The sequence below is a fragment of the Pseudomonas sp. B6(2017) genome (assembly GCF_002112765.1).
Taxonomy (GTDB): domain Bacteria; phylum Pseudomonadota; class Gammaproteobacteria; order Pseudomonadales; family Pseudomonadaceae; genus Aquipseudomonas; species Aquipseudomonas piscis.
In genome coordinates this window covers 19,692-33,327 of the sequence record NZ_NEIQ01000009.1, presented here as the reverse complement: position 1 = coordinate 33,327, position 13,636 = coordinate 19,692, and the positions used below count along the sequence as shown (strand labels likewise).

The 13,636-nt window shown below is 63.9% G+C and carries 8 protein-coding genes; 3 read left to right on the top strand and 5 right to left on the bottom strand.

What is annotated here, in order from left to right; genetic code table 11:
• Window positions 1–22 precede the first annotated feature (22 nt).
• From CAG11_RS16455 to mfd, 3 genes are read right to left on the bottom strand one after another with little or no spacing between them, the layout of a single operon-like run.
• Window positions 23–2,713: a DEAD/DEAH box helicase gene (locus CAG11_RS16455; protein ID WP_085597096.1), complete on the bottom strand. Its 2,691-nt coding sequence runs from the start codon at window positions 2,711–2,713 to the stop codon at window positions 23–25.
• A gap of 11 nt (window positions 2,714–2,724) precedes the next feature.
• A complete protein-coding gene (locus tag CAG11_RS16450) occupies window positions 2,725–3,294 on the bottom strand; it encodes a CsiV family protein (protein WP_022643356.1) in 570 nt (189 codons plus the stop codon).
• Between the two features lie 10 nt (window positions 3,295–3,304).
• On the bottom strand, window positions 3,305–6,754 hold the full coding sequence (mfd, locus tag CAG11_RS16445) for a transcription-repair coupling factor (RefSeq protein WP_085597095.1): 3,450 nt from the start codon (window positions 6,752–6,754) through the stop codon (window positions 3,305–3,307).
• Between the two features lie 353 nt (window positions 6,755–7,107).
• Between mfd and CAG11_RS16440 the strand changes: the two genes are divergently transcribed.
• A complete protein-coding gene (locus CAG11_RS16440) occupies window positions 7,108–8,571 on the top strand; it encodes a glyceraldehyde-3-phosphate dehydrogenase (protein WP_085597094.1) in 1,464 nt (487 codons plus the stop codon).
• Window positions 8,572–8,640: 69 nt separating this feature from the next.
• Here CAG11_RS16440 and CAG11_RS16435 read toward each other — a convergent pair whose 3' ends face one another.
• Window positions 8,641–9,942 (bottom strand): MFS transporter, encoded by a 1,302-nt coding sequence (locus CAG11_RS16435; protein WP_085597093.1) that lies wholly within the window; start codon window positions 9,940–9,942, stop codon window positions 8,641–8,643.
• Window positions 9,943–10,233: 291 nt separating this feature from the next.
• Here CAG11_RS16435 and CAG11_RS16430 point away from each other — a divergent pair, with 291 nt between their 5' ends.
• Window positions 10,234–11,229 carry an FAD:protein FMN transferase gene (locus CAG11_RS16430; RefSeq protein WP_085597092.1) on the top strand — a complete coding sequence of 332 codons (996 nt, stop codon included), beginning with the start codon at window positions 10,234–10,236 and terminating at the stop codon, window positions 11,227–11,229.
• 201 nt (window positions 11,230–11,430) lie between these two features.
• Window positions 11,431–12,825, top strand: coding sequence for a Si-specific NAD(P)(+) transhydrogenase (gene sthA, locus CAG11_RS16425; RefSeq protein ID WP_031321327.1), 1,395 nt, complete (start codon window positions 11,431–11,433; stop codon window positions 12,823–12,825).
• 42 nt (window positions 12,826–12,867) lie between these two features.
• Here the strand turns inward: sthA and CAG11_RS16420 are convergent, their stop codons facing one another.
• Window positions 12,868–13,590, bottom strand: coding sequence for a glycerophosphodiester phosphodiesterase family protein (locus CAG11_RS16420; protein WP_022643361.1), 723 nt, complete (start codon window positions 13,588–13,590; stop codon window positions 12,868–12,870).
• Window positions 13,591–13,636: the final 46 nt, after the last annotated feature.

The window sequence follows — 13,636 nt, the reverse complement described above, 5'->3', positions numbered from 1 at the left end:
CTCGACCCCTCGACAGGCCGCTTCAGCGGCCTGTCTTGTTATCCGGCAACGGGGCGAACAATGCCTCGATGTCCTCGCCCTGCAGTTTCCAGTCGCCAGCCTGGCGTCCATCCAGTACGCCTGCCGCCAATCCGGATTTTTCCTGCTGCAGGTGCTGGATCTTCTCTTCTACGGTACCCCGGGCGATCAGCTTGTAGACGAACACCGGTTTTTCCTGGCCGATGCGATAGGCCCGATCGGTAGCCTGGGTTTCGGTGGCCGGGTTCCACCAGGGGTCGTAGTGGATCACCGTGTCGGCCTCGGTCAGGTTCAGGCCGACCCCGCCGGCCTTGAGGCTGATGAGGAAGATCTGCAGCTTGCCGCTCTGGAAATCCCGCACTGGGGTGCGCCGGTCCCGGGTCTGGCCGGTGAGCAGGCCGTAGGTGATGTTGCGTCGCTTGAGCTCGATCTCGATCAGGCCCAGCATCGAGGTGAACTGCGAGAACAGCAGGATGCGACGGCCCTCATCGAACAGTTCCTCGAGCATGGTCATCAGGCTGTCGAGCTTGCCGGACGAACTGCCGCGGGCTGGCGGCGAGTCATTGACCAGGCGCAGGTCGCAGCACACCTGGCGCAGCTTGAGCAGCGCCTCGAGGATGATGATCTGGCTGCGCGCCACGCCCTTGCGGGTGATCTCGTCGCGAACCTTCTTGTCCATGGCCAGGCGCATGGTTTCGTAGACGTCGCGTTGCGCTTCGTTGAGCTCGACCCAGTGGATGATCTCGGTCTTGGGCGGCAGTTCGGTGGCCACTTGTTCCTTGGTGCGGCGCAAGAGGAACGGCTTGATCCGGCCGTTGAGGTGCTGCAGGCGCGCCTCGCTGGCTTGCTTCTCGATAGGCACGCGGTAGTCGCGATTGAAGCTTTTGGCGTCCCCCAGCCAGCCAGGCAGCAGGAAGTGGAACAGTGACCAGAGCTCGCCCAGGTGGTTCTCCAAAGGCGTGCCGGACAGGCACAGGCGCTGCCGGGCATTGAGCTGGCGGGTGGCCTGGGCGGCCTTGCTCGATGGGTTCTTGATGTACTGGGCTTCATCCAGGATCAGCACGTGCAGCGGCTGCGCGGCCAATTGCTCGATGTCCTTGGGGAGCAGGGCGTAGGTGGTCAGCAACAGGTCGTAGTCGGCCAACTGCGGGAAATGCTTCTTGCGCCCGGCGCCGTACAGCGCCAGGACCTTGAGCTGCGGCGTGAAATGCGCGGCCTCGTCCAGCCAGTTGGGGATCAGGCTGGTAGGCATCACCACCATGCACGGGCGGTCCAGGCGCCCGGCGTTTTTCTCGCTGAGGATGTGAGCCAGGGTCTGCAAGGTCTTGCCCAGGCCCATGTCGTCGGCCAGGATGCCGCCCACTTCCAGTTGGCGCAGCGACTGCATCCAGCTCAGGCCTTCGAGTTGATAGGGGCGCAGGGTCGCGTTGAGCCCCTCGGGGACTGGTGCTGAATAGTCGCGGATGTCCCGCAAGCGCTGGGCGAAGCTGCGAATGTGCTCGCCACCCTCCCAAAGCAGCGGCAGTTCCTCCAGCGGGTTGAGGCGGATGGCGTCGGCGTTGCTCAGGCGCAGGGCCAGATCGCTGTTTTCCTGCAAGTAGAACTCGCCCAGGGTCGCCAGTACCGGTTTCAAGCGGCCATAGGGCAGCGCCACCTGCAGCGGGCCGTGCGGGGAGTTGGGGCGGTTGGGGATGTTCACCAGGATCAGCTCGTCGTCGCGGCGCTTGGCCAGGCGCTCCGGGTTGAGGATCTCGGTGTGCGAGCGCATCAGGTTGAGCAGGATCGGCAGCAGGCTCAGGCGTTCGCCATTGACGATGATCCCCAGTTCCAGGTCGAACCAGTCCCGCCCCGGGGCTTCATCGACGCTGGCGTACCAGTCGTCCACCGCCGTCAGGTCGAAGCCGAAGCCCTCGTCGATCTGCAGCTCCCACTGTTGTTCGCGCAGCTTGGGCAACTCGTTGAGGGTGAAGGTCAGCCAGGCGCTGTCGTTGACCATCTCGTACAGCTCACCGGCGCTTTCCGCAAGCGCCTTGCTTTGCCGGGTAGCGATCTTGAAGCCCAGGGCGCGCAACTGCTCGCGGCAGGCCTGTTCCAGCTCCGGTTGGCGCTTGATGCGCAGGGTCTGCTGTTCCTGGTGGATGATCAGGTCGGCGTGCTTCTGGCCGCTGGCATATTCGCCCAGGTAGTTGAAGGACAGCGCGGCGCGGTGCTGGATGTAGCGCTGCATCTTGCCGTTACGCGGCTCGAAGGCACTGAACTCGATGCTCGCCAGCCATAGCCGGGGCACCGGTCGCACGTCGTCCAGCAGTTGCTGGGGTGGAGCCGGTGGACGGCGGCTGTCGAGCACGGCGGAGAGTTTCTCCAGGAGCTCGGCGTCCTTGGCCGCCGCTGGGTAGGCCAGGGTTTCCTCCACTTGCAGGAGGACGGCGGCGATGTGCTTGCAGTTGCTGTGTACCGGGCACGTGCAGTGGCTGTCGATCAGCAGCAGGTTGCCCTTGCTCGACTCGCGCAGGGTGATGGTCTGGCGGTAGACATTGCCGCCGGAGCCTTCGCAGCTGGCAGTGATAGCGCTGTCTCCGGCGCTGACGATACGCACGCGTTTTTCCAGGGCATAACGTCGGCCGCGCTCCAAGGCTTGTTCCTTGAAGCGGTTGACCCAGGACGGGGCCAGGGGTTTGGTCAGGGGCGGGGTCATAGGGACTTCGATCAGTCCGGAATTTCAGTTGGGGCAGGGCGCGGTGCCGGTGCGGTCAGCGAGGTGATCTTGATCAGCAGCGCCAGGTGGCCGTTATCCAGGTAGTTGAGCTGGCCATTCTTGGTATGGCTCTGCTGCTTCAGGCGCTCACTGCGGGTCACCAGGCCGTTGCTGTCGATCTGGTTGACCCAGAAGTCGGCATTCACGTCGGTGAAGCGCCCGAGGGTCAGGCCCAGGGTGCCCTCGATGGGGAACTGGCCGAACTGCTCGGGCCCGTCGCTGATGGCGACCTTGACCGGGGTTTCTCCCAGGTTTTGTTGCCAGGCTCGGTGCAGCAGCACGCTGTAGTTGCCGCTGGCGCCGAGCTTCTCGACGATCCCGCCCAGGGCCGGGGTGCGCTGGCTGTCCGGCCCCAGGCGCTGGGCGCCGGCGGCCCAGTCCTCCGGCGCGGCGCGGCTGATGATCTGGGGTTCGGCATTCTGGCGGACCAGGATCATTTCCACCTGGTACAGGTCATCGGCCAGGGCCATTGGCGCGACGACCAGGGCCAGGAGCAGGGGCAAGGAGCGGAACAGGCGCATGGGGCGTCCTTCAAGCTGTTTTCGGGGTGAGGCTCTCAAGCAGGGCCTCCAATGTATTAAAGCGCTCTTCCGGGCGTTCCATCGGCACCATGAACTTGAACAGGGTCGCGCCTTCGAACTTGTAGCGCTTGGGCTGGCCCTGGATCAGCTTGATCAGCGCCAACGGGTCCACCGGCGTGTCCGCGGCGAACTCGATGCGCCCGCCCTGGGGGCCACCGTCGATCTTCTTGATCCCCAGTTGCTCGGCCTGGAGCTTGAGCTGGGTCAGGCGGATCAGGTTCTTGGTCGGCTCGGGCAGCAGGCCGAAGCGGTCGATCATCTCCACCTGCATGTCCTTCAGGCCGTCTTCGTCGGTGGCCGAGGCGATGCGCTTGTAGAGAATCAGCCGGGCATGGACGTCCGGCAAGTAATCCTCGGGAATCAGCGCCGGCAAGCGCAGGTTGATTTCCGGGCCGCCGCCCAGGGGCTGGTCGAGGTTCGGCTGCTCGCCCTTGCGAATGGCCTTCACCGCCCGCTCCAGCATCTCCATGTACAGGGTGAAGCCGACGGCCTGGATCTGGCCGCTCTGGCCATCGCCCAGCAGCTCGCCGGCACCGCGGATTTCCAGGTCGTTGGTGGCCAGCACGAAACCGGCGCCCAGGTCCTGGGTATTGGCGATGGCTTCCAGGCGCTTTTCTGCATCCGTGGTGATCTGCTGGCGTGGCGGGGTCAGCAGGTAGGCGTAGGCCTGGTGGTGGCTGCGACCGACGCGACCGCGCAATTGGTGCAGCTGGGCCAGGCCGAACTTGTCGGCGCGCTCGATGATGATGGTGTTGGCGCTGGGCACGTCGATGCCGGTCTCGATGATGGTCGAGGCGATCAGCACGTTGAAGCGCTTGTGATAGAAGTCGCTCATCACCTGTTCCAGCTCGCTCTCGCGCATCTGCCCGTGGCCGATGCCGATCCGCGCTTCGGGCACCAGTTCGGCGAGGTCGGCGGCGCATTTCTCGATGCTCTTCACATCGTTGTGCAGGTAGTACACCTGGCCGCCACGCAGCAGTTCACGCAGCAGGGCCTCCTTGACCGTGCTCTTGTTCTGCTCCATGACGAAGGTTCGCACCGACAGGCGCCGGGCCGGTGGCGTGGCGATGATCGACAGGTCGCGCATGCCCGAGACCGCCATGTTCAGCGTCCGCGGGATCGGGGTGGCGGTCAGGGTCAGGATGTCCACTTCGCTGCGCAGGGCCTTGAGCTGCTCCTTCTGGCGCACGCCGAAGCGGTGTTCCTCGTCGATGATCACCAGGCCCAGGTTCTTGATCTTCACATCGTCCTGCAAGAGCTTGTGAGTGCCGATGACGATGTCGATCTTGCCCTCGGCCAGGTCCGCCACGGCGGCGCTGACTTCCTTGGCCGACTTGAAGCGGCTCATGACCTCGACGGTCACCGGCCAGTCGGCGAAGCGATCGCGGAAGCTGTTGTAGTGCTGCTGGGCGAGCAGGGTGGTGGGGACCAGGATCGCCACCTGCTTGCCGCCATGCACGGCGATGAACGCGGCGCGCATGGCCACTTCGGTCTTGCCGAAGCCTACGTCGCCGCAGACCAGGCGGTCCATCGGCTTGGGCGAGAGCATGTCCTCGCGCACCGCTTCGATGGTGCTCTGCTGGTCCGGAGTCTCCTCGAAGGGGAAGCCGGCACTGAAGGTGGCGTAGTCGGCCTTGGGGTCGGCGAAGGCATAACCTTCGCGGGCCGCCCGCCGGGCATAGATATCCAGCAGCTCGGCGGCCACGTCGCGCACCTGTTCGGCGGCCTTGCGCTTGGCCTTTTGCCAAGCCTCGGAGCCCAGGCGGTGCAGGGGGGCGAGGGCATCGTCGCTGCCGGTGTAGCGGGCGATCAGGTGCAGATTGGCCACCGGCACGTAGAGCTTGGCGCCCTCGGCGTACTCCAGGGTGAGGAATTCGGCGGCCTGGTTGTCGATCTCCAGGGTCGCCAGGCCCAGGTAGCGGCCCACGCCATGGTCGATGTGCACCACCGGCGCGCCTTCACGCAGCTCGGTGAGGTTCTTGATGACCGCGTCGTTGCTGGCGTCGGCGCGTTTCTCCCGGCGCCGGCGCTGCATCACGCGTTGGCCGAACAGCGGGCTTTCGGCGACCAGCGCCAAAGCCGGTTCGTCCAGGGCCAGGCCTTCATCCAGGGGGGCGATGGTGATCGCCAGGCGCTCCTTGCTGGCGACGAAGTCCGGCCAGTTGTCGACGGTCCTGGGGCGCAGCTTGAGGCGCTCCAGCAGCTCCAGCAACACCTCCCGGCGCCCGGCGGATTCGGCGGTGAAGAGTATCCGCCCGGGGAATTCGTCGAGGAACCTGGAAAGGGCCGCCAGCGGCTGGTTGACCTTGGCCTCGATGGCAAGATCTGGCAGCTCGCGCGCCGGGAAGCGCTCGCGGCCGACGCCGGTCTCGATGTCTTGCTGGCTGGCCACCACTCGTGGCCAGTTCTTCAGCCGGGCGAAGCAGTCTTCCACCGGCAGGAACAGCTCGGCCGGCGGCAGCAAGGGCCGCGAAGGGTCGATCCGGCGTTCTTCGTAGCGGTTGCGCACGTCGTTCCAGAAGTTTTCCGCGGCTTGCTCGATGCCCGGCAGGGAGAACACCTGGGTGTCCTGGGGCAGGTAGTCGAACAGGGTCGAGGTTTCTTCGAAGAACAGCGGCAGGTAGTACTCGATGCCGGCGGGGGTGATCCCGCTGGTCAGGTCCTGGAAGATCGGGCAGCGGCGGAAGTCCACGTCGAAGCGTTCGCGAAAGCGTGCCTTGAAGCGGGTCACGGCTTCTTTCTGCAGGGGGAATTCCTTGGCCGGCAGCAGGCGCACCGAGTCGACCTTGTCGATGGAACGCTGGTTTTCCGGGTCGAAGGTGCGCAGGGTCTCGATCTCGTCATCGAACAAGTCGATGCGGTAGGGCAGCTTGCTGCCCATGGGGAACAGGTCGATCAGCGCGCCACGCACGGTGAACTCCCCGTGCTCGTAAACCGTGTCGACATAGCGATAGCCGCTGGCTTCCAGGCGGGTGCGCATCAGCTCCACGTCGAGCTTCTGGCCCACGTCCAGCACCAGGCTGCTGCCCAGCAGGAACTGGGTTGGCGCCAGGCGGTGCAGGGCGGTGGTGATCGGCACCACCAGCACGCCGTGCTCCAGTTCCGGCAGCCGATAGAGGCTGGCGATGCGCTGGGAAATGATGTCCTGGTGCGGCGAGAACAGGTCGTAGGGCAAGGTTTCCCAGTCAGGGAAATGCAGGACCGGCAGATCCGGGGCGAAGAAGCTCAGCTCCTGTTCCAGCCGGTCAGCGCTTTGGCTGTCGGCGGTCAGCAGGAGGGTGAAGCGCTTGGCGGCGCTGGCGGCTTCGGCGATGGCCAGGCTCAGGGCGGCACCGGGCAGATTGCCCCAGTGCTGTTTCCCGGTGGCGGCGGGGAGTAGCGGTAGACGCAGGACAGGCACGGACGGTCAAGCTCCAGGCGTTGCGACAAAGTCGGTAATTGTAACGGGCCGGGGTCGCCACTGTCAGTGGCTGATGTGTCGATTGGGCCAGTTAGGGAAAATGTAGTGGCAATGACAAAATAATCGGCTTTTGACGGCAAGATGTAGTGCCGATTTCGGGCGGTGTTACGGAGGGTTACGGACAGAAGGCCTGGCGCGGGTAAAAATTGGCGTCGCTGGAAGCCGCGTGTTTACTGGGCTGCAGCGCGGTGTCAATTTTTTTGCAAGGGCTTTTGTTACGTTCCGCACGACAGGCGCGCATTGCTAGAGGAGGCTCTGGGCGGCATAATGTAGCCCCTTTTTTCTGCCCCTACATGTGGAAGGTTCCCGTGACTCAGAAGCCCGACCAGTGTCTTGGTGAATGGATCGACCGTGAAGCACTCGCAGAAGCGATGATTCCGCTTATCGGTCAGCTCTACCGCAACAACAATGTGGTGAGCTCGATCTATGGCCGCAGCCTGATCAACCAGTCTGTCATCGCGATTCTCAAAGCTCACCGCTTTGCTCGCCATCGTCAGTCCGACGACAGCGAATTGTCCGTCCACGAAACGTTCCCTCTCCTGAAGGCCATGAGCGAGCTCAAGCTCGGCGCAGCCTCGGTTGATCTGGGCAAGTTGGCTGTCAAATTCAAAACCCAGGGCAATGGCCGCACCGCCGAACAGTTCGTTCGCGAAGAGCTGGCCGATGTCGTGGGCCAACAAAACGCCTCGGCGCGCAAGGGCACTGACGTAGTGCTGTACGGCTTCGGCCGTATCGGTCGCCTGCTGGCGCGTATCCTGATCGAGAAGACCGGTGGCGGCGACGGCCTGCGCCTGCGCGCCATCGTGGTGCGCAAGGGTGCCGAGAACGACCTGACCAAGCGCGCCAGCCTGCTGCGTCGCGACTCGGTGCATGGTTCGTTCAACGGCACCATCACCATCGATGAAGCAAACAACACCATCACCGCCAACGGCAACCTGATCCAGGTGATCTACGCCAAGAGCCCGAGCGAAGTCGACTACACCCAGTACGGCATCCACGATGCGCTGATCGTCGACAACACCGGTGTATGGCGCGATGCCGATGGCCTGGGCCAGCACCTGGCCTGCCCGGGCGCTGCCCGCGTGGTCCTGACCGCACCTGGCAAGGGCGCGCTGAAGAACATCGTGCACGGCATCAACCACGGTGAAATCACCCCTGACGACAAGATCGTTTCCGCTGCTTCTTGCACCACCAACGCCATCGTGCCGGTGCTCAAGGCCGTGAACGACCAGTACGGCATCGTCAATGGCCACGTCGAAACCGTTCACTCGTTCACCAACGACCAGAACCTGATCGACAACTTCCACAAGGGCAGCCGTCGTGGCCGCGCCGCGCCATTGAACATGGTGATCACCGAGACCGGTGCCGCCACCGCTGCCGCCAAGGCGCTGCCTGTGCTCAAGGGCAAGCTGACCGGCAACGCGATCCGTGTGCCGACGCCGAACGTGTCGATGGCCATCCTCAACCTGAACCTGGAAAAGGCCACCACCCGCGACGAGATCAACGAGTACCTGCGCCAGACCGCCATGCACTCGGATCTGCACAAGCAGATCGACTTCGTCAATTCCCAGGAAGTGGTGTCCACCGACTTCGTCGGTTCGCGCCACGCCGGTGTGGTCGATGCTGAAGCCACTATCTGCAACGATAACCGCGTTGTCCTGTACGTCTGGTACGACAACGAATTCGGTTACAGCTGCCAGGTAGTGCGCGTGATGGAAGACATGGCTGGGGTCAACCCGCCAGCGTTCCCACGCTAAGCGTCTATCGATGTGAAAACGCCCCGACTTGTCGGGGCGTTTTTGTTTGTGGCGATTGCCGCGATGGGTTTACTGAGCGCCGCCAGTCACGGCCGCCTGCGCGGTCCGCAGGGCATGGCGGTTGCCGTGGAACAGCACCAGGGTGGCGATCAGCCCCAGCACGGCGGCGCCGCTGAGCCAGATCCCGGGAGCGGCCTTGTTGTCCAGCACGTGGATCAGGTAGGTGCAGGCTGCTGGAGTGAAGCCGCCAAAGGTCGCGGTGGCCAGGCTATAGGCCAGGGAGAAACCGGTGGTACGGACTTCGGCGGGCATGATTTCGGTCAAGGCCACCACCATGGCACCGTTGTACGAGCCATAGAGGAAGGACAGCCATAGCTCGACGATCAACAGGTGGCTGAAGCTGGGGTTGGCCACCAGCCAGGACAACGCCGGATAAGCGGTGAGAATCGCCAGGATGGTGGCACCCAGCAGCAGTGGCTTGCGCCCGATCTTGTCCGACAGCGAACCCATGACCGGCAACCAGAAGAAGTTGGACGCGCCGATGCACACGGTCACCAGCAGCGAGTCCAAGTCGGACAGGTGCAATTCGGCTTTGCCGAAGGTCGGGGTGTAGGCGGTGATCAGGTAGAAGGACACGGTGGTCATCACCACCAGGGCCATGCCGGCGATGACGATGCCGAAGTTCTGGCCGATGGAGCGCACGATTTCCTGCAGGGTCGGACGATGCTTGCGTGCCTGGAATTCCGGGGTTTCCTCCAGGGAACGACGAATCATGAAGATGGCCGGCACGATCATGCAGCCCACCAGGAACGGTACGCGCCAGCCCCAGTCGCCCATCTGCTCCGGGCTCAGCCAGTGGTTCAGGCCTACGCCCAGCAAGCCGGCGAACATCACCGCGGCCTGTTGGCTCGCCGATTGCCAGCTGACGAAGAAGCCCTTGCGGCCGGGAGTGGAGATCTCGGCCAGGTATACCGACACGCCACCCAGCTCCACGCCGGCGGAGAAGCCCTGCAGCAGGCGGCCGAGCAGGACCAGCAGCGGTGCGGCCACCCCGAGGGTGGCGTAGCCGGGGACGCAGGCGATCAATACGGTGCCGGCGGCCATCAGCGCCAGGGTGATGATCAGGCCTTGGCGGCGGCCATGACGGTCGATGTAGGCGCCAAGGAAGATCGCCCCCAGGGGGCGCATCAGGAAGCCTGCACCGAAGGTCGCCAGGGACAGCATCAGCGACGCGAAGGCGCTGTCGGCGGGGAAGAAGGTCTTGGCGATCGCCGTGGCGTAGAAGCCATAGACCATGAAGTCGAACATCTCGAGAAAGTTGCCGCTGACAACGCGAAAGATCGCCTTGCCTTTGCCCGTGGTCGTGGACATGTTTTGCACTCACTTTGGCTGTCTTGTTAGCAATCCCTGGTCATTGGTCGTCCTCACTGCAAAGGTGGGGGCGCGAGGCTGCACACTGAACAGTTTTGTAACAATATGTGTGTGGACGGCGCCAGGCAACTAAAACTCTCGGTCGTGGCCCGAGCCTCTGGTTCGTGGCTTTGCTCTCGGCCTGGGCGCGCCGGGAGCCTGGCGTCTGTCGCATAATGGCCCGTTGTTTGGCGGGCAGGCCCGGTAGGGCGCGGATCGGAAGAGGTGGACTTGGCAGCTTGCAGGTGGTGGATGTGGTGCGCGGTGATGGCGTCGCTGGCCGGGTGTGGCGCCGGGGAGCGGCTGGAAACTGTCTCCGGTCCGACCATGGGCAGTACCTGGTCGGTGCAGTACGTCAAGCCGGAGGGCGGACCTGCGGCCCCGGCGGTCAAGGCCGAAGTCGAGGCGATCCTGGCCGAGGTGGACCGGCAGATGTCCACCTATCGCAGCGATTCGGATATCGAAAGGTTCAATGGCTTGCCCGCCCACAGTTGCCAGCCCATGCCCGGGCCGGTACTGCAACTGGTCCGGCTTGGCGAGCAACTGTCCCGGGACAGTGACGGTGCCTTCGACCTGACGGTGGAGCCGCTGCTGGATCTCTGGGGATTCGGCCCGCAAGGGCGCGTCGAGAAGGTGCCGGACGTGGCAGCGCTGGCCCAGGTGCGCCAGCGTGTGGGGCATGGGTTGCTGCGCATCGAGGGCGCCCAACTGTGCAAGGACGCGGCGGTGGAGGTGGATTTCAACAGTATCGCTGCTGGCTACGCTGTGGATCGCATCGCGGCGCGGCTCGGGGAGCTGGGTATCTCCAGCTATCTCGCCGAGGCCACGGGCGAGCTCAAGGCGGCCGGGCGCAAGCCTGGAGGCGCACCCTGGCGCGTCGCCCTGGAGGAGCCCCGGGATGATCGGCAAGTGGCCGAGCGAGTGATCGCGGTGGACGGTTATGGCGTTTCCACCTCCGGCGACTACCGTCATTACTTCGAGCAGGATGGCCAGCGTTATTCCCACACCTTCGATGCCCGGCTCGGCCGGCCCATTACCCACAAGCTGGCGGCGGTAACGGTGGTCCACCGCTCGGCGCTGATGGCCGATGGCTTGTCGACGTTGTTGCTGATCCTCGGTCCCGAGGCTGGTTGGGACTATGCAGAAAAACACGATATCGCCGCATTTTTTGTGCTGCGTGCCGATACAGGTTTCGTCACACGTGGCAATCCGGCGTTCGAGCAATTGTTCGCCGGGCAGGCCAACTGACCTTGCATGGGGTTGTGGGCGCCGTAGTGCAGGCAAAAGTAGCTTACGACGCGACCAAGGGTTAATGTGCGCGGCGTTGACGCTTCTATAGACTGTGCCCGGGTTCGTAACCGAGCCAAATTGATCCTTCATGTCGCTGGCCGCGGCATGATTTAGCCGTCGATGCCAAGCGGGCATCGCGGCCTGTTCTGAGGAGTACGCATGGCTGTCTACAACTACGACGTAGTGGTGCTGGGTTCAGGCCCCGCAGGAGAAGGTGCGGCGATGAACGCCGCGAAAGCAGGACGCAAGGTGGCGATGGTCGACAGCCGTCGCCAGGTCGGCGGTAACTGCACGCACCTGGGTACCATCCCGTCCAAGGCCTTGCGTCACTCGGTCCGGCAGATCATGCAGTTCAACACCAACCCGATGTTCCGAGCCATCGGCGAGCCGCGCTGGTTCTCCTTCCCGGACGTGCTCAAGAGCGCGGAGAAGGTCATCTCCAAGCAGGTGGCCTCGCGTACCGGCTACTACGCGCGCAATCGGGTCGACGTGTTCTTCGGTACCGGCAGCTTCGCCGACGAGCAGACGGTCGAAGTGGTCTGCGCCAATGGCGTGGTGGAAAAACTGGTGGCCAAGCACATCATCATCGCCACCGGCTCGCGTCCCTATCGCCCGGCGGACATCGATTTCAACCACCCGCGGATCTACGATAGCGACACCATCCTCAGCCTCGGCCATACCCCACGCAAGCTCATCGTCTATGGCGCCGGGGTGATTGGTTGCGAATACGCCTCGATCTTCAGCGGCCTTGGGGTGCTGGTGGAACTGGTGGACAACCGTGGCCAGTTGCTCAGCTTCCTGGACTCGGAGATTTCCCAGGCCCTGAGCTATCACTTCAGCAACAACAACATCACCGTGCGCCATAACGAAGAGTACGAGCGGGTCGAGGGTGTGGATAACGGCGTGATCCTGCACCTCAAGTCCGGCAAGAAGATCAAGGCCGACGCCTTGCTCTGGTGCAACGGCCGTACCGGCAACACCGACAAGCTGGGCATGGAGAACATCGGGATCAAGGTCAATGGCCGTGGCCAGATCGAGGTGGACGAGAACTACCGCACCAGCGTGCCGAACATCTATGGCGCCGGCGACGTGATCGGCTGGCCGAGCCTGGCCAGTGCCGCCCACGACCAGGGGCGTTCCGCTGCCGGCAGCATCGTCGACAATGGCAGCTGGCGTTTCGTCAACGACGTGCCGACCGGGATCTACACCATTCCCGAGATCAGCTCGATCGGCAAGAACGAGCAGGAACTGACCCAGGCCAAGGTGCCCTACGAAGTGGGCAAGGCGTTCTTCAAGGGCATGGCCCGGGCGCAGATCGCCGGTGAGCCGCAAGGCATGCTGAAGATCCTGTTCCACCGCGAGACCCTGGAGGTGCTGGGCGTGCACTGCTTCGGCTACCAGGCATCGGAGATCGTCCACATCGGCCAGGCGATCATGAACCAGCCGGGCGAGCTCAATACCCTGAAGTACTTCGTCAACACCACCTTCAACTACCCGACCATGGCCGAAGCCTATCGGGTAGCTGCGTACGACGGCCTCAACCGGCTTTTTTGAGCGGCTCCGGCCGGTGGCCTGAGCCGGCCGGGGAGACCGATTTCAGTAATTCTCGAGGGTGGCGCTGGCCAAACCGGGAAAGTCTGTAATCAGGCTGTCTACGCCGAAGTCGGCGAGCCTGCGCATCAGCGCTGGCTCGTTGACTGTCCACACTGACACATGCAGGCCCTGGCGCTGCGCCCGTTGCAGGCGTTCCGGGGTGCACAGGGTCCAGTTCAACGCAAGAATCTCGCAGCCATAGCTCTGGGCGACTTTCAACGGGTCGAGCCAGGCGTATTCGGCTACCAGTCCGCGGGACAGGTCCGGGGTCAGCTCCAGCGCGGCCTTGAGGACTTCGCGGGAACTCGAGGTCACGGTGACCTTATCCAGCAGGCCGAAGCGCTGGGCCATTTCGCGAATCGCCAGCACAGTGGTGGCGGCGCGGGTGCGCGAGGCGCTCTTGACCTCCAGTTGCCAGTGCTCGAAGTCGCATTTCTCGAACAATTCTTCCAGGCGTGGAATGGGGCAGGGGCTGACCCAGCCCGGCCCGCCCTTGCGCGCGTCGTAGGTCACCAGCTCGGCAGCGCTGTGTTCTACCACCTTGCCGCGTCGATCGGTGGTGCGCTTGAGGGTCGGGTCGTGGATCACCATCAGTTCCCCGTCCATGGACAGGTGCAGGTCGAGCTCGCAGCGGCGTACGCCGTGCTTGAGGCATTCCTGGAAGCTGGTCAGGGTGTTTTCCGGCGCTTCGCCCTTGGCGCCGCGATGGCCATAGATCAGGGTCACAATTGCTCCTTCAAGGGTGTGGTTGTTCTTCAGGGAGGGCCGGGCA

What these genes read in the sequence shown, in the direction of transcription:
- CAG11_RS16440 (WP_085597094.1), top strand. Translation starts at nt 7,108, where the DNA reads ATGTGGAAGGTTCCCGTGACTCAGAAGCCCGACCAGTGTCTTGGTGAA.
- CAG11_RS16435 (WP_085597093.1), bottom strand. Translation starts at nt 9,942, where the DNA reads ATGTCCACGACCACGGGCAAAGGCAAGGCGATCTTTCGCGTTGTCAGC.
- CAG11_RS16455 (WP_085597096.1), bottom strand. Translation starts at nt 2,713, where the DNA reads ATGACCCCGCCCCTGACCAAACCCCTGGCCCCGTCCTGGGTCAACCGC.
- sthA (WP_031321327.1), top strand. Translation starts at nt 11,431, where the DNA reads ATGGCTGTCTACAACTACGACGTAGTGGTGCTGGGTTCAGGCCCCGCA.
- CAG11_RS16450 (WP_022643356.1), bottom strand. Translation starts at nt 3,294, where the DNA reads ATGCGCCTGTTCCGCTCCTTGCCCCTGCTCCTGGCCCTGGTCGTCGCG.
- CAG11_RS16430 (WP_085597092.1), top strand. Translation starts at nt 10,234, where the DNA reads ATGTGGTGCGCGGTGATGGCGTCGCTGGCCGGGTGTGGCGCCGGGGAG.